18 protein-coding genes, 1 tRNA gene, 1 pseudogene and 1 riboswitch are annotated in these 19,982 nt (G+C 46.0%); of the genes and pseudogenes, 7 read left to right on the top strand and 13 right to left on the bottom strand.

Features of this window, described 5'->3' with window-relative positions:
- Nucleotides 1-80: 80 nt before the first annotated feature.
- The 3 genes from O3660_RS04060 (at nucleotide 81) to O3660_RS04050 (ending at nucleotide 2,427) form a co-directional block, all read left to right on the top strand.
- Entirely contained in the window at nucleotides 81-1,184 is a 1,104-nt protein-coding gene (locus O3660_RS04060) for an anhydro-N-acetylmuramic acid kinase (RefSeq protein ID WP_049350995.1), read from the top strand.
- 92 nt (nucleotides 1,185-1,276) lie between these two features.
- Entirely contained in the window at nucleotides 1,277-1,627 is a 351-nt protein-coding gene (locus tag O3660_RS04055; RefSeq protein ID WP_371464591.1) for a helix-turn-helix domain-containing protein, read from the top strand.
- Entirely contained in the window at nucleotides 1,531-2,427 is an 897-nt protein-coding gene (locus O3660_RS04050) for an IS3 family transposase (RefSeq protein WP_371464590.1), read from the top strand. The genes O3660_RS04055 and O3660_RS04050 overlap by 97 nt, the downstream gene beginning before the upstream one ends.
- Before the next feature lie 59 nt (nucleotides 2,428-2,486).
- Here O3660_RS04050 and O3660_RS04045 read toward each other — a convergent pair whose 3' ends face one another.
- From O3660_RS04045 to rlmD, 10 genes and pseudogenes are all read right to left on the bottom strand, one after another.
- Nucleotides 2,487-4,046: a TerC family protein gene (locus O3660_RS04045; protein WP_049350842.1), complete on the bottom strand. Its 1,560-nt coding sequence runs from the start codon at nucleotides 4,044-4,046 to the stop codon at nucleotides 2,487-2,489.
- A gap of 259 nt (nucleotides 4,047-4,305) precedes the next feature.
- The gene (locus O3660_RS04040) at nucleotides 4,306-5,097 is read right to left on the bottom strand and encodes a hypothetical protein (protein ID WP_049350843.1); all 792 of its coding nucleotides are present in this window, start codon (nucleotides 5,095-5,097) and stop codon (nucleotides 4,306-4,308) included.
- A gap of 197 nt (nucleotides 5,098-5,294) precedes the next feature.
- A tRNA-Asn gene (locus O3660_RS04035) sits at nucleotides 5,295-5,370 on the bottom strand.
- Between the two features lie 50 nt (nucleotides 5,371-5,420).
- Nucleotides 5,421-6,114, bottom strand: a pseudogene (locus tag O3660_RS04030) (IS1595 family transposase).
- Nucleotides 6,115-6,197: 83 nt separating this feature from the next.
- Entirely contained in the window at nucleotides 6,198-6,557 is a 360-nt protein-coding gene (locus O3660_RS04025; protein WP_003684442.1) for a roadblock/LC7 domain-containing protein, read from the bottom strand.
- 39 nt (nucleotides 6,558-6,596) lie between these two features.
- Nucleotides 6,597-7,238, bottom strand: a complete 642-nt coding sequence (locus O3660_RS04020) for a hypothetical protein (protein WP_003679679.1) — start codon at nucleotides 7,236-7,238, stop codon at nucleotides 6,597-6,599.
- A gap of 1 nt (nucleotide 7,239) precedes the next feature.
- A complete protein-coding gene (locus O3660_RS04015) occupies nucleotides 7,240-7,776 on the bottom strand; it encodes an ATP/GTP-binding protein (protein WP_049328997.1) in 537 nt (178 codons plus the stop codon).
- Between the two features lie 10 nt (nucleotides 7,777-7,786).
- On the bottom strand, nucleotides 7,787-8,890 hold the full coding sequence (locus tag O3660_RS04010; protein ID WP_003684312.1) for a response regulator transcription factor: 1,104 nt from the start codon (nucleotides 8,888-8,890) through the stop codon (nucleotides 7,787-7,789).
- Between the two features lie 23 nt (nucleotides 8,891-8,913).
- Entirely contained in the window at nucleotides 8,914-10,389 is a 1,476-nt protein-coding gene (locus O3660_RS04005) for a hypothetical protein (RefSeq protein ID WP_049352575.1), read from the bottom strand.
- 124 nt (nucleotides 10,390-10,513) lie between these two features.
- Complete coding sequence (gene rlmD, locus O3660_RS04000; protein ID WP_049352573.1) at nucleotides 10,514-11,839, bottom strand: 23S rRNA (uracil(1939)-C(5))-methyltransferase RlmD; 1,326 nt, start codon at nucleotides 11,837-11,839, stop codon at nucleotides 10,514-10,516.
- A 139-nt stretch (nucleotides 11,840-11,978) separates the two neighbouring features.
- Between rlmD and O3660_RS03995 the strand changes: the two genes are divergently transcribed.
- Entirely contained in the window at nucleotides 11,979-13,082 is a 1,104-nt protein-coding gene (locus tag O3660_RS03995) for a L,D-transpeptidase family protein (RefSeq protein ID WP_371464589.1), read from the top strand.
- 95 nt (nucleotides 13,083-13,177) lie between these two features.
- Here the strand turns inward: O3660_RS03995 and queC are convergent, their stop codons facing one another.
- Nucleotides 13,178-13,837 (bottom strand): 7-cyano-7-deazaguanine synthase QueC, encoded by a 660-nt coding sequence (queC, locus tag O3660_RS03990; RefSeq protein WP_049352569.1) that lies wholly within the window; start codon nucleotides 13,835-13,837, stop codon nucleotides 13,178-13,180.
- Between the two features lie 3 nt (nucleotides 13,838-13,840).
- Nucleotides 13,841-13,886, bottom strand: a riboswitch (PreQ1 riboswitch).
- Nucleotides 13,887-13,957: 71 nt separating this feature from the next.
- On the opposite strand from queC, the gene O3660_RS03985 reads away from it, so the two are divergent.
- Nucleotides 13,958-14,557 (top strand): CDP-alcohol phosphatidyltransferase family protein, encoded by a 600-nt coding sequence (locus tag O3660_RS03985; RefSeq protein ID WP_049352567.1) that lies wholly within the window; start codon nucleotides 13,958-13,960, stop codon nucleotides 14,555-14,557.
- A gap of 140 nt (nucleotides 14,558-14,697) precedes the next feature.
- Here O3660_RS03985 and O3660_RS03980 read toward each other — a convergent pair whose 3' ends face one another.
- Nucleotides 14,698-16,344 (bottom strand): Pycsar system effector family protein, encoded by a 1,647-nt coding sequence (locus O3660_RS03980; protein ID WP_371464594.1) that lies wholly within the window; start codon nucleotides 16,342-16,344, stop codon nucleotides 14,698-14,700.
- 381 nt (nucleotides 16,345-16,725) lie between these two features.
- Nucleotides 16,726-17,010 carry a PepSY domain-containing protein gene (locus O3660_RS03975; RefSeq protein ID WP_049352562.1) on the bottom strand — a complete coding sequence of 95 codons (285 nt, stop codon included), beginning with the start codon at nucleotides 17,008-17,010 and terminating at the stop codon, nucleotides 16,726-16,728.
- A 231-nt stretch (nucleotides 17,011-17,241) separates the two neighbouring features.
- Between O3660_RS03975 and O3660_RS03970 the strand changes: the two genes are divergently transcribed.
- On the top strand, nucleotides 17,242-18,042 hold the full coding sequence (locus tag O3660_RS03970) for a protein phosphatase 2C domain-containing protein (RefSeq protein WP_049352560.1): 801 nt from the start codon (nucleotides 17,242-17,244) through the stop codon (nucleotides 18,040-18,042).
- A gap of 98 nt (nucleotides 18,043-18,140) precedes the next feature.
- Nucleotides 18,141-19,883 carry a bifunctional alpha/beta hydrolase/class I SAM-dependent methyltransferase gene (locus O3660_RS03965; protein ID WP_049352558.1) on the top strand — a complete coding sequence of 581 codons (1,743 nt, stop codon included), beginning with the start codon at nucleotides 18,141-18,143 and terminating at the stop codon, nucleotides 19,881-19,883.
- Nucleotides 19,884-19,982 lie beyond the last annotated feature (99 nt).

Below are 19,982 nucleotides of genomic sequence, written 5' to 3'. Positions count from 1 at the left end.
TTTACATTAAATGCCGAAATTCCCGTAAAAACGTCAAAAGGCGTTAAAATGTCATTTTACCTTCTCTTTCTGTAACCGAAATGCAACCCCAATACTATATCGGCATCATGTCCGGAACCAGCATGGACGGTGCCGATGCCGTACTGATTCAAATGCAGGGCAAGCAATGGCAACGCGCCGTTGCTCATAGCTTTCTACCCTATTCAGACGGCCTGCGCCAAGAATTATTGGCACTGCAAGACATAGGCGAAAATGAATTGCACAGAAGCAATATCCTGGCGCAAACACTCAGCCGCCTATACGCCCAAACCGTCCAACAACTATTGGCAGAACAAAACCTGTCGGCCAAAGACATTGCCGCGATCGGCTGCCACGGACAAACCATCCGCCATGCGCCTGAACACGGTTACAGCATTCAACTGGTCAACCTCCCACTATTGGCCGAACTGACCGGCATTTTCACGGTCGGCGACTTCCGCAGCCGCGACCTTGCCTGCAACGGTCAAGGTGCGCCCCTCGTCCCAGCTTTTCACGAAACACTGTTTCAAGATGCGAATGAAACCCGTGCCGTACTCAACATTGGCGGCATTTCCAATATCAGCATCCTCCCGCCCGACACCCCTTCTTTCGGCTTCGATACCGGCCCCGGCAATATGTTGATGGACGCATGGATGCAACATATTTGGCAGCAGCCTTACGACAAAAACGGGGAAAAAGCCGTACAAGGCGAAGTCCTCCCTGACCTGCTCGCTTCCCTGCTCGACCATCCTTACTTCAGCCGCCCTTATCCGAAAAGTACAGGCCGAGAGTTGTTTTCCCTAAGCTGGCTTCAAGGCCGTCTGAAAGGTAATGAAAAGCCGGAAGATGTGATACGTACATTGGTCTTTTATACTGCACAAACCATTTTTGATGCGACCAAACAAGCTGCTCCGGCGATTCATAATCTTTATATCTGCGGCGGCGGCATCCGCAATCCGATTTTGATGCAAGACTTGGAAACCCTGTTTTCTCCCGACACCAAATTGCACAGCACAGCCAAGCTCCATCTTGACCCGCAATGGGTCGAAGCAGCCGCTTTTGCCTGGCTTGCAGCCTGTTGGTGCAATCAAGTTCCGAGCAATCCCCACCATGCAACCGGCGCACATTCACACCGAATTTTAGGATCAGGACATTACGGCAACTAAAGTTGAATCAATAAAAAGGCCGTCTGAAACGTTTGAACTGCACCCCAAAAGTTGGACATCCCCCCTCCAACTCACAAGGTGCAGTTTTTTTTATGAGCAAATATACATTACACTTCAAATACCAAGCCGTACTCCACTACCTGCACATACGCAGCCAACAGCGTACCGCAGACCACTACGGCATCTCCCGAACCCACCTGCGACGATGGATACGCGCCTATCAAGAAGGCGGCATCGGCGCACTCGAACATCCCCAATCCAAAACCATGCCCCAACACCGCAAAAACCCCTTTATCGCCGACAAACCCGACCAAGAAAAAACACAGGCAGAGCTTATCGAAGAGTTGTGCTATATGCGCGCAAAGGTTGCCTACCTAAAGGAGTTAAAAGCCCTCAGCCAAAAGCGGACCGAAAAGGACAAAGCCAAACCGTCCAAACACTGAGGGCGCAACACCCGCCCAAATACCTGCTGCACATCGCAAACCTGCCCAAAAGCAGCTTTTACTACCACCACCAAGACCGACCCGACCCCGATGAAGCCGACAAAGCCCTTATCGCCGAAATCTACGAACGGCATAAAGGACGCTACGGGCAAAGGCGCATTGCCGCAGCATTGGATTGGAACCGCAAAAAAGCAGCTCGGTTGATGAAGCAGCTAGGACTGAAAGCCCTCATACGGGCGAAAAAAGCCTACCGCCATCCCGCCATGGGCGAAATATCGGAACACCTCCTCAAACGCCTATTCACAGCCGAAAAGCCCAACGAAAAATGGCTGACCGACGTGACCGAACTCAAAGGAAAGGACGGCAAACTGTACCTCTCGCCGATCTTGGACCTGTTCAACCGCGAAATCGTCGCCTATGCCATGAGCCGCAATGCTAACAGCGAAATGGTGAAGGAAATGCTCGAAAAAGCCGCCCCCCGGCTGACCGGCGAAGGAACGATGCTTCATTCCGACCAGGGTGTGCAGTACCGTACGGCGGGGTATAGGGAATTGCTTGCGGAGCATTCCATGATTCAAAGCATGTCGCGTAAGGCGAACTGCTGGGACAATGCGCCGATGGAGAGTTTCTTTGCGGTGTTGAAGACGGAGTGTTTCTATAACGCAGGTGAATTGACGGTGGACGAATTGATGAAGCAGATAGATGACTATATGGATTACTACAACCGCGAGCGTTGCAGTTTGAAATTGAAAAAGCTGAGTCCTGTCGCATACAGAACCCAGCTTACACAGAGCGCCTGAATAGGCTTTTATGAGTGTCCAAGATTTGGGGGCCAGTTCAGGGTTCAGACGGCCTTTACTTATTCTTCTTCCGGCAAACGGTTGATTTTCACACGGGCAATACGTTGCCCATCCTTCTCAACCACTTCAAAACGCCAGCCATGATAATCAATGAAGTCGCCCACATCAGGAATACTTTGTAACTCCTCCATAATCAAGCCGGCAACGGTATGGAAGTCCGCATCTTCCTCTTGAGCAGGCAGATTTAATTGAGAAGCCAATTCCACATACTCCAATGCACCATCCACAGACAGCGTTTCATCCTGACTGGCCGGAACAGCTTCTTCTTCCTCACGCTCAAACTCTTCGGGGAATTCACCGGCAATGGTTTCCAACAAATCTTTCATGGTCACCATACCCAACACTGCGCCAAATTCATCCACCACCAACGCATAATCCGCGCTGCTTTGACGGAACAATTCAATCGCATTCAACGCCGTCGTACTGTCCGGCAAAATCAACGGTTGGCGCAAGGCCGTCTGAATATTGATTTCACCCGATTCAAGCAGCTGGTTCAGCAAATCTTTTTTACTGATATAGCCCAAAGGCTCATCTACACCCGCCTTACCGACAACCAACAAACGGCTATACGGCGTATTTTTCAACTGCGTATTTTGTTCTTCCCGACTTTGGGAAATATCCAATTTCTCGATCTCCCGACGCGGAATCATCACGCCCATAATCGGACGCTCCGCCAAAGTCAGCACACTGCGAATCATGGATTTTTCGTTTTCTTCAAAATGCTCGTCATCGCCGCCATTATCGCCTGCTTTTGCCAAAATGCTTTCGCGGATACCCATCATACCCAACACATTTTCAGCGGTGCGCTTACGCCAAGAAGTGCTGATGTAGTCATTTTTACGGGCATTCTTTTGCGAAACCTGATTAAACAGTTCGATCAAAATCGAGAAGCCGATCGCCGCATACAAATAGCCTTTCGGAATATGGAAATGGAAGGCTTCCGCAATCAGACTGAAACCAATCATCAACAAGAAACCCAAACACAACATCACGACGGTCGGATGCTTGTCGACAAAAGCAGTCAACGGTTTGCTGGCGGAAATCATCACCGTCATTGCCACAACAACCGCACCCATTGCCACCACAATATGATCCACCATCGCCACTGCCGTAATGACAGAATCGATAGAGAAAACCGCATCCAAAATCAAGATTTGCACCACAACGCCCCAAAAAGCAGAATGCTTCTTCTGCCCTTCAGCAACAGCAAATTGATTGTGGCCTTCAAGGCGTTCGTGCAACTCAGTAGTCGCTTTATAAAGCAGGAAAATACCGCCGGCAAACATAATCATATCTTTACCGGAAATCTCCAAGCCTCCCAGCTCAAACAAAGGACGCGTCAGCGTCATGATGTGCGCCATAAAGCCCAGCATGAAAATCCGAATAACAACGGCCAAACCCAAGCCCGTTATCCGCGCCCTATCACGTTGCGATGGTTTAACCTTGTTTGCCAAAATCGCTACGAAAACAAGGTTATCAATACCTAAAACAACTTCCAAAACCAGAAGCGTGGCAAAGCCTATCCAAGTATGCGGCTCTGCCAACCAACTGAAATCCATAATGATTGTGTTCCTTTAAAATACAAAAAGGCAGCCGTTCCGCTTAAAACGGACAGACTGCCAAAGTTCGGACATAAATAAAGGGAAAGAAGCGGTATAACAACTACTCTGCTCTGCGTCTTTCATGAAAAATTTATGCCTCGGTCAAAAATAATGGCAAACAGTTTATCAGTTTGACGAAAGAAAGGCAAAGTCTGACAGCATATCTTCTTTTAAAAACAGCCTATACCATCACTTGCCAGCTTTCAGACGGCCTTTTCTACTTGATAAAACCATCAATCGGCGCATAACCCAAGAAATCTGCCTGATCATTCAATATCACAACCCATTCTTTACTTCGCGCACTGGTAAATGGCAAGAAATACAATTCTTTCCCATCGTTTTCCAGCGAAGCCTGTTTAAAAATTGACTCCTCACTCATGCCACGGGCTTTTGCCAAGACAGACAACGGTTTCATTGCCTTACGAATTTTCTCACGTTCCTGCTGCGAATCTGGCAACCACCAAGAAGGCCTCATACTCGGTTCAACACCTTTCAAAGACAAATCAAGACTTTGGTTAGCTTCATCCGGACCCGTTGCTTCACGCAACCCAACACGACGCGCGCCAAACCAAGATAAATCCTGCAAATCCTTCGGGGCATGGCTCAAATCATTTACATCAATTTCTGCAGCAGTTACCACATTTATCCTATCGGTTTCAAATGCAGCAACCACTGGACGTGCCAAAGATACACTATATAAACCATAAATCAAAGCAGCCAGCTGAATCATGCCGATTAAGGAAAAATCAACAATCCTCTCTTTAAGTTTCTTGCTCGGACTGGCAAGAATCAAAGTCAGCAACGGACCACAAACAATATCTACTGAAATGACCAGTTTATATAAAGCCAATCCACCTGTCAGCTCGGCATACGGATAAGGATACCAAACTCCAAATACCAACAAAGCGGCCAATCCTGCCAAAATCAGACTAATCAACAAGTGCCATGCCGCATTTTTTAATGCGAACCGAAAGCGTGATGAAGAATGTAATGTATGTGAGTTTTCCATAGATAACAATAAGATATTATTTTTCTATAAATATTATGTATAGCTTAAAAAATAAATGAGATATTTAAATATGCTGGTAGGCCGTCTGAAAATTGAAGCATTAAGTACAACCATCTCACCACGCATTATCAATATGTTAAAAATACTAATAAATAGATAAAATAAAAACCACCATGCAACATGGTGGTTTTAAAATTTGGCTCCCCGACCTGGGCTCGAACCAGGGACCTGCGGATTAACAGTCCGTCGCTCTACCGACTGAGCTATCGGGGAATTAAAGATGGAATTATATAGAAAATATCAGAAATCTGTCAAGCAACAATCTATATAAAAACAAAAATATTTTTAGGGGCTGTACTAGATAACCAGAATAAATTCTGCTTTACTAATTGTTTTAAAATAGAAATTTGAACTTTTATTTCACCGTGGTTAAAACGCCATTCACATTCCTTCAAATACAGTTCAAAATGCTCTTTGGGAATGCCGTTAAACTTACGTAAGTGGCGTTTTGCCTGATTCCAAAAGTTCTCAATTCCGTTGATGTGATTTTGTCGATCAGCAAAATGTGTGCTGTGATTAATGCGAAAGTGGCTAAACTCACTCACATCAAGTACGTCATAGCTTTTGTAACAATCAGTATAAACAATACTGTCAGGCTTTACTTGCTCACGTATTATCGGCAATAAAGTGGCAGTTTGTGTATTGGGCACAGCAACGGTGTAAACCTTGCCGTTGCGCTTCAGAAGCCCGAATACAACCACTTTGCTGGCTGCACCGCGACCGCGTTTGCCTTTGCGCTGCCCGCCAAAATAGCTTTCATCAACTTCTACTTCGCCATCAAACATTTCCAGATGCGGGCTGTTATGAAAAATCAGTACACGTAAACGATGAAAGTAATAGGCTGCTGTGTTTTTATTAACACTGGCTAATTGCGCTGCTGTGCGTGCGGTAACACCTGCAATAAAACAGCTCAATCAGTTTGTTTTGTTTGTACTGACTTAAACGGCTTCTTCTCATAGGGATTATTCTAACCTGAAATTAGATTTCCCTAGTTATCTAGTACAGCCCCTATTTTTATATCTTTTTAATTTATAAAACTTTTATAAGATTTCAGCAATTTGTTTGGCTGCACGTTTCGCATCTAACAAAATCAAGCCCAATTTACCGCTTTCTTTTGCCATCAATGCCAACACTGCTTTTTCACCTGCTTGACTCAACAGAATATAGCCGTTTTTACCTTTAACCATTACCTGATCCAACTCACCGCAAGCCAACTCACGCACGGAACGATTGCCCAATGCCAAAAGCGTTGCCGACATCGCGCCTACACGGTCTGCATTCAGGTGCGAAGGCAGCATGGTTGCGATCGGCAGGCCGTCTGTAGAAATAACTGCAGAAGCAGTGATATCAGCAGAGGTATTGTTCAAATCGCTTAATACAGAGATTAATAGTTGTTGCATAGTCGCTCCATTCTAAAATAAATATCGGTCAGGCAAAAATCAACGGCTGCCGTATCGGTGGTACAACACTTTAACCAAAGTAACAAAAGCCTCTTTATTTAAGTCAGGCATTCCGCCAATTACCAAAATCAGCTTGGTCATGCCAATATACAGAGGGAAAAAGGTCAATTCACTTTGGCCTGATGGATCACAAATACCCCATGCGCTATTATTGATATGCAGGTTATTGCGAATCAAAAGACGGTGATTGTCTTCCATTTTGGCCACTTCGCTCGCCAAAAGGCCCAACTCTTCCGCAGCCTCGTGATGGAAATTGGCATTGGCAAAATACAAACCGTTTTCATCAGCCAATAAAGCTTTGCCAGAATTAGACAACTGTTCCAACAATGTAGGCAATTGCTCGTCAGTCAAATGGATATCGTCTGTGCTGATTTCCTCATCACCATACAAGAATTCCAAGCGTTGGAGACGGTACAGCAGATTCAAAGCGGTATTGATGTCGCTGGTATCCGCCCACGCCAAGATTTTTTCGCTGCTGATGGTTTCAGACGGCTCTGCACGCAACAGACCATACAATAAAGTTCTGCTGGCACTGGGCGTATCACTTGAAACAGCATAATACGCACCCGCCGGTGTAATCTTAGGATATAAATTTGCTTGTAAAGAGAGTGTCGCTTCCATCTTATACCTCTAATCCGGGGTCAATTGAGAACAACATGGCAGTAACCAATTGTCTTACATCGTCTTTTCGACGCGCATCAATCTCAAAAACCGGTACATTAAAATTATTCTGTGCTAAATATTTTTGATAAACATCCACGCTTGGTAAGGATCGGATATCCATCTTCGTTACCCCTACAACCAGAGGCGCTTTTTTCAGCAACTCCCGGAATGCATCCAAGAAGAATTGCAAGTCTTTCAATGGATTGCTTCTTGTATTATCCAAAAGAAGCACCAAGCCCATACTGCCTTGGCTCAGAATTTCCCACATGAAATTAAAACGCTCCTGACCAGGCGTACCATACAGGTGAACCTTAGTTTCCTTATCCAAATGAATGACACCGTAGTCCATCGCCACAGTCGTGTACCCCTTACGGACAAGTGTAATATCGGATGCGGATGCATCGGTTTGAACCGGAGGTTCATCAGATAAAGCTGAAATTGCAGTGGTTTTACCTACGCCAACAGGACCGGTAAAGATAATTTTATTTTCTTTCATGACGTGTCCTTTACGATTTACCCAGCAACTTACGCATCAGGCGTTGTAACAGGCCGCGAGGTTGTTCTTTCGACGGACCGGCAATTTTTTGAGCCTCTTTGCTCATTGCTGTTTCAGGTACGTCTTTGCTATTCACATCAATCTGTTCGTTCAATGAAGGCGTATTGTTCGCATCAGTTGCAAACTCTGTATCTGTCGCCAAAAAGCCTGTCATATATGTTGCCGATAAATAGTTCAAAATATCAGGCATTTCTAAAGGCATGACTTTATAGAGGATGTTCAGATTAACAGACGTTTTCGTCAGAAATGCCGACAAACGCATAGATTCTGGAACATGTGCCAAACGGGTTAAGTTTGGCCACCGCTTGAGTGTAAAGACAGTTTGCGGCGTCATCGGATAAATCAGACGGCCTGATGCAGTCCAAATAGCCATTTGCCACAAGCATGACATAATGGTAACTTTGGCTTTTTCTTTCCATTGAGGATTATCAGGAACAGCCTTACACACGACAGCCAAGTTATCGTTCTTACACAATTTCTCCAACTCGTTGGCACTGACTGTCAACAGTACTCGCTGGATGCTAGGAAACACGATTAATATCGGCTTGCCTTCATGCAAGACAGCAATATCTTGGTGTCCTTGACTGGCAAATTTTAGCGCGCCCAACAAGCCTTTATTTGGATTAAATCGGCGAATGGTTGCTTTTCTTGTGCCATCTGAATTTGATTGTCTTTTATTCTCTTCAGCCGCTTGTTGTTCAGACGGCTCAAAAACATTGCCGCCTTGAGCCAGGCTGCGCAAAACAGGAAACAAGGTATCGAATTTGACCGGCTTAGCCAAATAAGGAGTCGTTACTGTCGGCAACTCGGAAGAAAACATAGCCACAGGTACTTCCGGATAAGTTTTCTTCGACTCTTTCCAAGCTTCTAAACCTGCCGGAGTATCGGTATCAACCAATACCAAATCCGGTTTTTCATCAGAGTCAGGGGAAACGATGACGTAATTCGTCGTATTGTGCATTTTAAATGCCATACGGAATACCGCCTGCTGTTGCTCGCCCATCTCCTGTAACATAACCCGTATGGTTTTAATTTTTGGTAAATGATTATTCATCACTCGTACTTTCTACGATTATCTTATTTTTTTGAATATTGGTTCATTCGTTGCAAGAGACGGCTCATTGCCAAGACAACCTCTTCAGGCAGGCTGACAACACGCTCACGCAACAAGCGCAGAAATTGTTCTAAACGTCCCCAATCTTCAACGCGTTCGTACAAATCAAACAAGATAATGTACAACTGCGATTCTTGAGGATACTGCAAAACAGCCTGTTCCAAAGTACCGATGGCCAAATCCAATTGACCATAAGCCAACAAAGATTCCACTTCTTTCAGAGCCTCATCAGCTGGTGAAGAGCTGGCGCTGATAACTGAAGAGTCTTTTTGAACCAACTCACGATATTTGGCTTTCATCTGCAAAGAACTTGGCTGAATGTAACCGCGTTTCAAGCCAATCTCTTTAATTTGCTGTTCAGACGGCCCTTTTTCCAAATCATCAAAAATTTCGTGATAACCAAGGTTATAACCCCAACCAAGCATACGTTCTTTTACTTGACGGCCATATTGACCCAAAGAGTGGTAAAGCTTCCACAGATGCTTGGCAAACTGCCCTACTTCTTCATTCTGATAATCCAGACGCAAGGCATCGATAATGAGACCAGCGGGCTTCGCAGAAGTTTGGATTGCTTTGTTGTATTGATGCAAAGCAGTCTCGTAGCTAATCTTGTCTTTCAAGATTTTTGCACTACGCTCCGGTTTGGCAAAACCAATAACCGCGCCCATCTCTTCAGGGCTGATTTCGCCAAAATCTTTCTTGCCTAATACGATAGGCGCACGTTTGCCCATGCCTGGAACGACAATGCGCTCAACCGAGTCGTTCTCAAAGGCAATATGCTCGTCGGAAGCAACTTCCAAACCGCTTTGTTCGCCAATTTGACGGTCCACTTCCTGCATATTCCAACCAAGATGATGCTCGGCAAAAACACGCAGGCGCAGGTTAGTAGAATCCAAAGCCAGACCGGCTTTCAGGTATTCGGCTACGCCGTCTTCAGAAAGGGAGGCACTATGACGCTCAAGCGTATCCGCCAGCATGTCGATATTGCCGACACGCAGATTCAAACCGATTAATTCATGAACCAGCTTTTCCGGAGCACCGTCTTCCAAAGTATTGAGATAACCGGCCAAAGACTCCGCTGCTTTGCTCTCATAGCCGAACTGTTTATAAACCTGATATTCGGTCAACGGATCGACTTCTTGTGCGGAAACAGAAGCTGTTGCATCGTTTGAGCCGCTTCCACCCCATTCCCAGTCTTGATTATCCGCATTGGAAACTGTCTGGTTGACTTTCTCAATCCAGTCGTTTCCATCCTCAGAGGAGGCTGTATGAGCAGCAGACGTACGGCCGCTTTTTGATGCATGTGCGCTTTGTTTGTCTGAATTGTTACTTTGTTTATGACGAACAAAAACCAACACCAGCAAAAAAAGCACCAGCAAAAAAATAGTTAAAAGTTGATAGTTCAAGAACACCTCCCGGTCTTGTGCTGCAAACTGCATTTATTAACATCTGTTGCTTTACACGCAACTTCAACGTTATTAATTCCCCAAACGAATGATGATAACATGAATGCACTCATTTTTACATTAAAAACCCTACTCACATAAAGGACTTGATACCAATTTACAACTCAAACACACCGATGGATTCAACATGCGAGGTTTGCGCAAACATATTCATGATTCCTGCCGCCTTAAACTTATAGCCCTTATCAACCAAGACACCGGCATCTCGTGCAAATGTTGATGGATTACACGAAACATACACTATCTTCTGAGGCAAAAACGGCTTGTGTAGCGATCTGACAACAGCATAAGCCCCGTTTCTCGGCGGATCCAGCAACATCTTGTCAAATCGTCCCCACGACTCAACAGTCTTTTCATCGGTATCGAATAAGTCTGCAACAGAAAACGTCATATTCTCGGCACAACGATTCAGACGAGTATTTTCCCTTGCCCTATCTACCAGATAATCGGCACCTTCAATACCGACAACCGATGCGCCACTTTTTGCCAGTGGCAAACTGAAATTGCCCAAACCGCAAAACAGATCGGCAATCCGCTCCCCTTTTTGAGGGTTTAAAAGTCTGACAGCCCTTGCCACCATCACTTCGTTTAGCTGCGCATTAATCTGCGTAAAATCACCAGGCTTATAAGGCATTTCCACATCAAATTGAGCAAAAGTATAGTTCAGGGGAGGCGCGTTCTCAGGGTAAAACGGCAAGGACTCGGCATGATCCTGCAACCATATTTGCCATGCCTTTTCAGCACCCGACAATATCTTATCAAACCAATTACACAATTCGCTTAATATTTGTTCAAACGGTTGATTTACGAAACGAATGTTGAGTACCGTCACATTTTTCCCGCAATAAAACTCAACAAATTTCACTTTTACACCGTCATCATGCAGCTTTTGCAGCAAATTGCGGACATCAGGCAATCTATCGGACACATGCTTAGGCAAAATATGGCAATGGCGGATATTGACGACATCATGGCTTTTTTTTGCCTGAAAACCGAGTTTCAGACGGCCTTGCTTATCCACCGAAACACTTAAACGCGCCCTATCGCGATAATACCAGGAGTAACCATATAAAGGGGGTAAAATTATCTCCGGCTTGACCTTACCTATCCGTTCCAACTGTTCTTCCAAAATCCGTTGCTTTAATGCAACTTGCGCTCCGAAAGAAACATGTTGAAGCGAACAGCCGCCACATGTATCAAAATAGCAACATGCGGGCTCGACACGTTCGGAAGAAGCCTTCAAAACCTTTTCAACTTGAGCCTCGGCAAACTGCTTTTTCTCTTTATGTCTGACAAACGTTACACGCTCCCCAGGCAGCGCACCGCCGATAAATACGGTCTTCCCATCGACTCTGGCAACACCCCTGCCCTCATAATCCAAAGAAAAAACTTCCGTTTCTTGATACTGTTCTTTCACACCCATACCGTTTCCGCCACGCAGCCGCTACCCGACCGTTTGACTGTCTTCCAATACCGAAAGCGCATATTTTCTCACAAAAACACAGAGTTTCAGGTATCATGCGCCAAAAACTTTCATTTCAAACCCTACAAAAAAAGACGACATGAAAAAAATACTGTTCGGCCTGACCGCCGCCCTTTTAACTTCAGCCGCTGCTGCAAACACGCTTATTCCAGACGTCTCCCCCGCCTCTTCCGGACAACACGTCGTTATCAATATTACGCAACAGCGTTTGTTCCTCTACAACAACGGCAAACTGAGCAAAATTTATCCTGTTGCCGTCGGCAAAGCCATGACCCAAACCAACCTGGGCGAACATAAAATCGGTGCAAAAGCCTACAACCCGGTTTGGCATATCCCTAAATCGATCCAAAAAGAACGCAATGACGGCGTAAAAAGCGTACCGGCCGGCCCAAATAACCCGCTGGGTCCCGTATTTGTCCGTCTTGGCGACCCTAAATTAAGCCTTGGTATCCACGGCACCAATGCCCCTGCCAGCGTACCCGGCGTCCGCAGCCATGGTTGCGTGCGCATGAAATCGCCTGATGCATTGGAATTCGCCAAAACCATCGCAACAGGTTCTCCTGCCTCCGTTATCTACCAAATGGCAAGCCTGAACGAAGATGCCAACCAAAACTTGTGGCTGGCTGCCTATCGTGACCCTTATGACAAGAAAAAACTTGATACGGCTGCCCTGAAAAAAAGCATTGCCGCCTGGGCAAAAGCGCACGGTAAAACCATTCCTGCCGCGCGTGTGGATGCAATCCTGAAAGGGCGCACCGGCGCAGCAAACTGTCTGACCTGCGCCAAAGGCGTGAAACTCAAATCGCCTTTGAAATCTTTGGCATGGACCAGCGGCACGGATGCTTACAGTAAACCTAAAGTCATGCCGAAACCGGCTCCTGCTAAAGATGTGGTATTGCCTCAAGGCACTGAAATCGAAGTTGATGCTACCGACGATACAAACAAGGCAGCATCCGAACCGAAACAAATCGTTCGTCCGACTCCGGTGAAACCGGCAAAACCTGCGGCCAAACCGGTAACCACTCCGGCGGATGCTCCTACCTCCGCACCTAAAGCCGCTTCCGAACCAGCTACTGCCCCATCCCCTGCACCTAAAGCCGCTTCTGAACCAGCTACTGCCCCTGCTTCTTCTCCTGTGAAAGATGCTCCGACAAGCAGCGAACCGGCAGATGTGCTGTTCTAAGCAGAACAAAATACATAGCCAAAGGCCGTCTGAAATGAATTTTTCAGACGGCCTTTTCGCACAACTGGATATTGGAAATAGATGTACCTCTTAATTCAGACGGCCTTTTTACTTTCCAAATATTCCGACAAACCGCGCTCGCGCAAAATACAGCTTGGGCATTCATGGCAACCACCGACCACGCCGTTATAACAGGTATGTGTGTGCTCGCGAATATAATCCAACACACCCATTTCATCCGCCAGCGCCCATGTTTGCGCTTTGGTTAAATACATCAAGGGCGTGTGAATTTGAAAAGCGTAATCCATGGCCAGATTCAGCGTGACATTCATCGACTTGACGAACACATCGCGACAGTCGGGATAACCCGAAAAATCGGTTTCGCACACGCCGGCAATGATATGGCGTATTCCCTGCCCTTTGGCGTAAATAGCGGCGTAAAGCAAAAACAAAGCATTGCGTCCATCTACAAATGTATTGGGCAGGCCGTCTGAAGCTGTTTCAATGTATGCCTTATCATCCATCAAGGCGTTATGCGTAATCTGTTGCATCAGGCTCAAATCGAGTATGGTCTGCTTCACACCCAAATCTTGGGCAATCCAACGCGCTCGCTCCAATTCGATAGCGTGGCGTTGTCCATATTGAAAAGTGATGACCTGCACATTTTCACGGCCATATGTTTGAATTGCCTGAATCAAGCAGGTTGTTGAATCCTGCCCGCCCGAAAAAATAACGAGTACCTGCTGTTTTTCCATAGTAAATTCCTAGTTTTGTTAACGCGGGAGGTTTGCGAACCGCGTGATTCGAAGATTGACGGATTATAACGGATTTCGTCTATAATCACGGCACTTCATTTTCTTTTATATAGCATAATTATGAGCATCTACGCCCTGAAACCAAAATTTCAAAACCTGTTGCTCCCCATGGTTAAGCGGCTGTATCAAAAAGGTATTACTGCCAATCAGGTCACCCTGTTTGCCTGCGCCGTTTCCATTTTGATCGGTTTGCTTTTAGCACTGTTTGCAGGTGTATCCACATTATTCTGGCTTTTGCCGATCTGGTTGTTTGTCCGCATGGCGCTGAATGCAATGGACGGCATGCTGGCACGGGAGTTCGGCCAGCAATCGGCATTAGGCGGTTATTTGAATGAAATCACCGATATTGCCGCCGATGCTGCTTTGTATCTGCCTTTTGCCTTTATCGTTCCCTTCGGCGGCGTGCAAATCGCCCTGTTTATTTGGCTGGCGGCAATGACTGAGTTTTGCGGCGTTTTGGGACAAGTCCATGGCAACGGCCGTCGTTATGACGGGCCATTCGGCAAAAGTGACCGCGCATTCTTTATCGGCGCATTGGCCGTATGGTATGCAATCGACGGTAGCTTCCATTCGACTTTCTATATCCTTATGTGGCTGGCCTGCGCGGCATTGGTTTATACCTGTTACAAACGTGTCATCAATGGCTTGAAGGCCGTCTGAAACCTGTCCGCGTTCTTGGGTTAATCACCGTTGATTAGAGTATTTAAACCCATCTCCTCGTTTTAATGAAAACAAAAAGGCCGTCTGAAACCATAAAGTTTATGGTTTCAGACGGCCTTTTATCCAGTAGCCAAGATAACTTACTGTTTACCCAGTTGACTGTAATCTACCAACATATACTTGGCAGTAATTTTCTGCGAAGCATTGCCTTCATCGCCCATCAGAATCATCTGCGGCTTGCCGTTAACGGTAATCGAATCGACGGCCTCAACGTTGGTGATGTGTTGCAGATTAGGCAGAGAGATTTTTTGCGGTTCATCGGTCGGATTACCGCTCCAAGTCCACAGTTGTGAGAATTTCTGTCCATTCTCATCCTTCACTTCATTGGCAATCACGTAGGTTTTCAACACAGGATCATAGTTGAGGGAACGGATACCGCCGCCATCAATATCAATCACGGCCACTTCATCAAACTCAGGCTTGGCATTGCGCTCAAACACATCTTTCGGATTGCTGATAAACGCAACTAAAGCCATGTTGTTGAACTCAGGATCACGGAATCCCAAAACAAGACGTTTTTTCACCGGATCAAACGCCATGCCCTCAATATTGATTTCTTCAAAAGAAACTTCTGCCTTGGTTCGCTCGCGAATCAAATCATGCAGCTTGTGATCGGTTTCCAAAACCTGCGTCAGATTGTCGTAGCTGGTCAGCCCCAACACGTTGCCGTCTTGGATTTTAAAACGCATCAGGTGTTCGCGGTCAGGCGAACGGTTGCCTTTACGGGTGCGCGAGTGTGAAGTCAGCGCGTAGATAAAGCCTTCATCGTCGCGAGCCAAAGCCTCCAAATCGCTGAGCCGACGTTTGAAACCGGTAATCACGCGTGTATCCAATGCCTCGTCTTCCACAAACCTGCCGGTTTTATCAATGCTGATGATACTGAACGCATGGTTGGGTTCGTCTTCCGCGATCAGCAACTTACCATCCGGGAGCTGTTGTACAGCAGAAGGCTCAAATACGCCGTTAAACATATTGATACCCAGCGAACGCAGCTCTGCCGCATTGTTGGCCGGAGGCATCAGCAATGACGGCAGTGTTTTCACACCGATAAATGCCGCCAGCGAAGCCAGCAAACCCCAGCGGAATACCGCATAAGATAAATTAATGTATTTGAACTGCTTATCCGCCAACAAACCGAGCCAGTAAAGATGGTCGCTCATCTTTTCATAGATTTGTTTACGGTCGCCCATAATTTCCTGCATCATCTCCCAATATTGATCTTTTTGCAGTTTCACACGGTCTTCATAAATCAAAATATTGGGTTGGCTGCCGCCAAAAAAGCGTGTTTCGGTACTGCTGAGGCGGGTTTTCAAATCCCGCAGTTTCGAACGGCCGCGGATAAAATCCTTAAACCATGTACGCGCTGCCTGCATTTTGCCGATACGTTCCGGCGAAGCAGAAAGCAATGCAAACACGATAGACGCGGCGGCAGTAATCATAAACGTACTGGCCGGAATCAAAAATTCGGGCGACGATGAAAAAATAAACGCGCCCGAAATCATCAGCGCAGAAACAATAAAACCATTCAGCGAAATCATAATGTTCGCTTTAGTTGCCGCTAGCGCCAACAATTCCATCTCCGAGCGTACGGCGTTGCGGAACATGGTTTCCACGCCCTTATTCGTACCCAACAGATCAGACGCATTTAAATCCTCGGCTTTATCTTTTTTCTTCTTCGCCTTGTCTTTTTTACGTTTGGCCTTCTTCTCGTTTTTTTCAGACGGCATCTCAGGATGTTCAACTACTTCCTGACCTTCTACCGTTTCCTGAATTTCTACCGCATCAGCCACAACCTCAACTTCGTTTTCAACCACACTGTTTTGACTGTGATCCCAAAAATCAACATCCTGTTGGGATTCGGCAGCTGCGCCGTCGTTTAAAGGTTTTTCTTGGTCGCCTATCTGCTTCGGCTGACCATCTTCCTTCCAATCATTCAAACTCATATTATGACTCCCAACATCAAACACTTTGAACTACATGGAAAATAAAAAACATATTTAGTTCATTTATTTCAGGTAATTTACATGCTGTTTACATTCTTTAAATGCCTAAATAGCAAACTGTCGCAGGACCAAAAGCCCTGCGACAATCTACTTTATATCGAAATATTAATAATCGATGCGCTCTTTGATAATTTGCAAATCAGGGTAAGACAAAACAATGTCGTACTCACGGCCATTTTTAAAAGCCTCAACCTCCAACACAGGCTGACCTCGACGGCTATCGGCATCAACATCGTGAACTTGATAGCCGCGTTGTTCCAACATTCTTACGGCTTTAGCACGGTTTTGCTCGAAGTTTTTGTCGCTGTAAATTTTGTGTTCGATGTAATCGCTGGCACCGGCAGTAGTGGCAGACAAAGCAACGATGGCAGTCAATAAGAATTTTTTCATGTTTGATTTCCTTTTAAAATGTGTATTCGGGTTTCGATGGATGTATTAAAACATGACAAAATTAGCAGTTAATTAGTGCTTGGTTAAACACAGTAAAGGCCGTCTGAAAACTGTTCAGACGGCCTTGATTCTTAATCATCAAATTTCAAACGTATTGCACAAATGTAAATCCGGAGGGTTAGAAACGATGAAAAGCCTGCAGCGAATATTCACCCAACAAATGGACAAATCATGAACAAATTTTGCGAAATTACTTTTTGCCAACAAATCGGCAGCAACAAACAACACAACCAAGATGCCCTTTTTAACGGCGAACAAGTGTTTCAATATAAACTCAAAACCGCTGAAACACGCCTTGAAACCCGTCCACGCTTTATCATCGGGATAGCCGACGGTATTTCTAATAGCAACCGTCCCAAAAAAGCCAGCAAATCAGCCATGCACCTATTAAGCCGTACAGCCAAACTCAGCCGTCAAACCATCAATCATGTACAAACCGTTTTATCCGCAGAATTGGCAGAGGATTATTTTGGTTCATCAACCACTTTTGTTGCCGCAGAAATCGACCAAACCACCGGCAAAACCAAAATCATCAGCGTAGGCGACAGCCGCGCCTATTTGATTGATACACAAGGAAAATGGAAGCAACTGACCCAAGATCACTCGATACTCTCCGAATTGCTGGATGGTTTGTCGGATAAAAAAGAAGAAGAGTTCGCCACCATATATGGCGGCGTTTCTTCTTATCTAGCAGCAGATTATTCCGAATTCCAAGACAAAATGTGCCATATCGAACTTACGCTTAAAGCAGGAGAAAGCCTGCTGCTTTGTTCAGACGGCCTAAGTGATGCTCTTTCAGAAGAAATAAGAGAAAAAATTTGGCAACAATATGATAACGATAAGTCCCGTCTGACTGTGTTTCGTAAATTAATTGCGAAACAAAGAGTTTATGATGATATGTCGGTAGTAGTTTGTAAGATTATCCAAACACCCTCTATCCAACCTTTTAACAATCACTATCATCCGTTTTAAGTGAAATTTGAAACCATCTTTTACCATTTCTCTCCATCATTGCATTCGTCCGATATGTCATGATACTGTTCAAAAAACATGACTATTAGGAGTTTCTCATGTCCGAACAGCAAAAATACTTTTCTACCCAAGACGGTACTTCGCTTTTCTACCGCTATCGCCCTGCTGCCGATGGTTCTTCCGACAAAGCCATTGTGCTGTTCCATCGCGGACATGAGCATTCCGGCCGGATGATGTTTGTTGCCGATGAGCTGGGTTTTGATGATTTTGCCTATTTTGCTTGGGATGCGCGTGGTCATGGTTACAGCCCTGGTGAACGCGGCGATAGTCCGAGCATCGGCACTTCGGTTTCAGACGTAGATGATTTTATCCGACACATCCAAAACGAATACGGCATCAAACCTGAAAACATTTGCGTGATTGCGCAAAGTGTCGGAGCGGTATTGGTTTCTACTTGGTTGCACGATTACGCGCCGAAAATCCGTTGCGCCGTATTGGCTTCGCCTGCGTTCAAAGTCAAGCTCTATGTTCCGTTTGCCCGTACCGGTTTGAAAATGATGCAAAAATGGCGTGGCAATTTCTTTGTCAACAGCTATGTCAAAGCCCACTATCTGACCCACAATGTCGAACGTCAAAAAAGCTACGACAATGATCCGCTGATTGCCCGCGCTATTTCTGTGCGCATCCTGCTGGGTTTATATGAAGCGGCTGAACGTGTGGTTGCCGATGCGCAAGCCATTACTACGCCTGTACAACTGTTGATTTCAGGCAGCGATTGGGTTGTTCATCATAAACCGCAACACGATTTCTACAACCGTTTGGGCAGCCATATTAAAGAACGCCATATCCTGCCCGGTTTCTACCACGACACCTTAGGCGAGCAAAACCGTGAAATCGCGTTTATCGAAATGCGCCGTTTTATCCGCGAGCGTTTCAATCAGCCTTTGCAACAAGTCGATCTGACTCAAGCACACTTATTTGGAGACAGTCGTCGAGAAGCTGACGAACTGGCGACGCCTTTGCCTATTTGTACGCCTCGCGGCGCATTTTGGGCGACATATCGCGCCTCGCTCAAACTGGGTTCGCGCTGGAGTGAAGGCTTGAGAATCGGTCAAGAAACAGGTTTTGATTCAGGCAGCACGCTGGATTACGTCTACCGCAATCAACCGCAAGGCAGCAATGCTTTCGGTGTATGGGTGGACAAATACTATCTCAATGCCATTGGCTGGCGCGGCATTCGCCAACGCAAAGTCAATATCGGCAAAGCCATTCAGACGGCCTCAGCCAAACTGCGCGAAGCAGGCAAACCGGTACACGTTTTGGATATTGCGTCCGGTCATGGCCGCTATGTATTGGATGCCCTGACTGCCGACACATTGCCTGATTCCGTACGCTTGCGCGATTACAGTCCGATTAATGTCGAAGCCGGACGCAAGCTGATTGCCGATCGTGGCTTACAAAACACGGTAACCTTCAATGAGGTCAATGCCTACGACTGCGCCAATTATCACGATTTACAGCCGCGTCCAACGCTGGGCATCGTCTCCGGCCTGCACGAATTGTTTGCCGACAACGATTTGATTTTGAACTCACTCTACGGTTTCGGCGAAGCCATTGAAACCGGCGGCTACCTGATCTACACCGGCCAGCCGTGGCATCCGCAACTGGAAATGATTGCCCGCGCCCTGACCAGCCACAAAGCAGGCTGCCCAAACTGGGTAATGCGCCGCCGCAGTCAGCAGGAAATGGATCAGCTGGTTGAAAAAGCCGGTTTTGAAAAAATCCATCAGTGGATAGACGAAGACGGTATTTTCACCGTGAGCTTGGCAGTGAAGAAATAAAAATAAAGGCCGTCTGAACAATTTTTTAACTTTCAGACGGCCTGGTATATAAGTTGGGCATTAATAACTCAACAAAAATAATATTAAAAGGGATTTTGG

Origin of the sequence: Neisseria sp. 27098_8_139 (assembly GCF_041433195.1) — a bacterium.
Taxonomy (GTDB): Bacteria; Pseudomonadota; Gammaproteobacteria; order Burkholderiales; family Neisseriaceae; genus Neisseria; species Neisseria subflava.
Note: the sequence above shows the minus strand (reverse complement) of the source record. Positions and strands in the feature narration are given on the sequence as shown.

Bases quoted from the DNA above. Each gene is read 5' to 3' on its own strand.
- O3660_RS04060 (WP_049350995.1), top strand. From the start codon at position 81: ATGCAACCCCAATACTATATCGGCATCATGTCCGGAACCAGCATGGAC.
- O3660_RS04055 (WP_371464591.1), top strand. From the start codon at position 1,277: ATGAGCAAATATACATTACACTTCAAATACCAAGCCGTACTCCACTAC.
- O3660_RS04045 (WP_049350842.1), bottom strand. From the start codon at position 4,046: ATGGATTTCAGTTGGTTGGCAGAGCCGCATACTTGGATAGGCTTTGCC.
- O3660_RS04040 (WP_049350843.1), bottom strand. From the start codon at position 5,097: ATGGAAAACTCACATACATTACATTCTTCATCACGCTTTCGGTTCGCA.
- O3660_RS04025 (WP_003684442.1), bottom strand. From the start codon at position 6,557: ATGCAACAACTATTAATCTCTGTATTAAGCGATTTGAACAATACCTCT.
- O3660_RS04020 (WP_003679679.1), bottom strand. From the start codon at position 7,238: ATGGAAGCGACACTCTCTTTACAAGCAAATTTATATCCTAAGATTACA.
- O3660_RS04015 (WP_049328997.1), bottom strand. From the start codon at position 7,776: ATGAAAGAAAATAAAATTATCTTTACCGGTCCTGTTGGCGTAGGTAAA.
- O3660_RS04010 (WP_003684312.1), bottom strand. From the start codon at position 8,890: ATGAATAATCATTTACCAAAAATTAAAACCATACGGGTTATGTTACAG.
- O3660_RS04005 (WP_049352575.1), bottom strand. From the start codon at position 10,389: ATGCAGTTTGCAGCACAAGACCGGGAGGTGTTCTTGAACTATCAACTT.
- rlmD (WP_049352573.1), bottom strand. From the start codon at position 11,839: ATGGGTGTGAAAGAACAGTATCAAGAAACGGAAGTTTTTTCTTTGGAT.
- O3660_RS03995 (WP_371464589.1), top strand. From the start codon at position 11,979: ATGAAAAAAATACTGTTCGGCCTGACCGCCGCCCTTTTAACTTCAGCC.
- queC (WP_049352569.1), bottom strand. From the start codon at position 13,837: ATGGAAAAACAGCAGGTACTCGTTATTTTTTCGGGCGGGCAGGATTCA.
- O3660_RS03985 (WP_049352567.1), top strand. From the start codon at position 13,958: ATGAGCATCTACGCCCTGAAACCAAAATTTCAAAACCTGTTGCTCCCC.
- O3660_RS03980 (WP_371464594.1), bottom strand. From the start codon at position 16,344: ATGCCGTCTGAAAAAAACGAGAAGAAGGCCAAACGTAAAAAAGACAAG.
- O3660_RS03975 (WP_049352562.1), bottom strand. From the start codon at position 17,010: ATGAAAAAATTCTTATTGACTGCCATCGTTGCTTTGTCTGCCACTACT.
- O3660_RS03970 (WP_049352560.1), top strand. From the start codon at position 17,242: ATGAACAAATTTTGCGAAATTACTTTTTGCCAACAAATCGGCAGCAAC.
- O3660_RS03965 (WP_049352558.1), top strand. From the start codon at position 18,141: ATGTCCGAACAGCAAAAATACTTTTCTACCCAAGACGGTACTTCGCTT.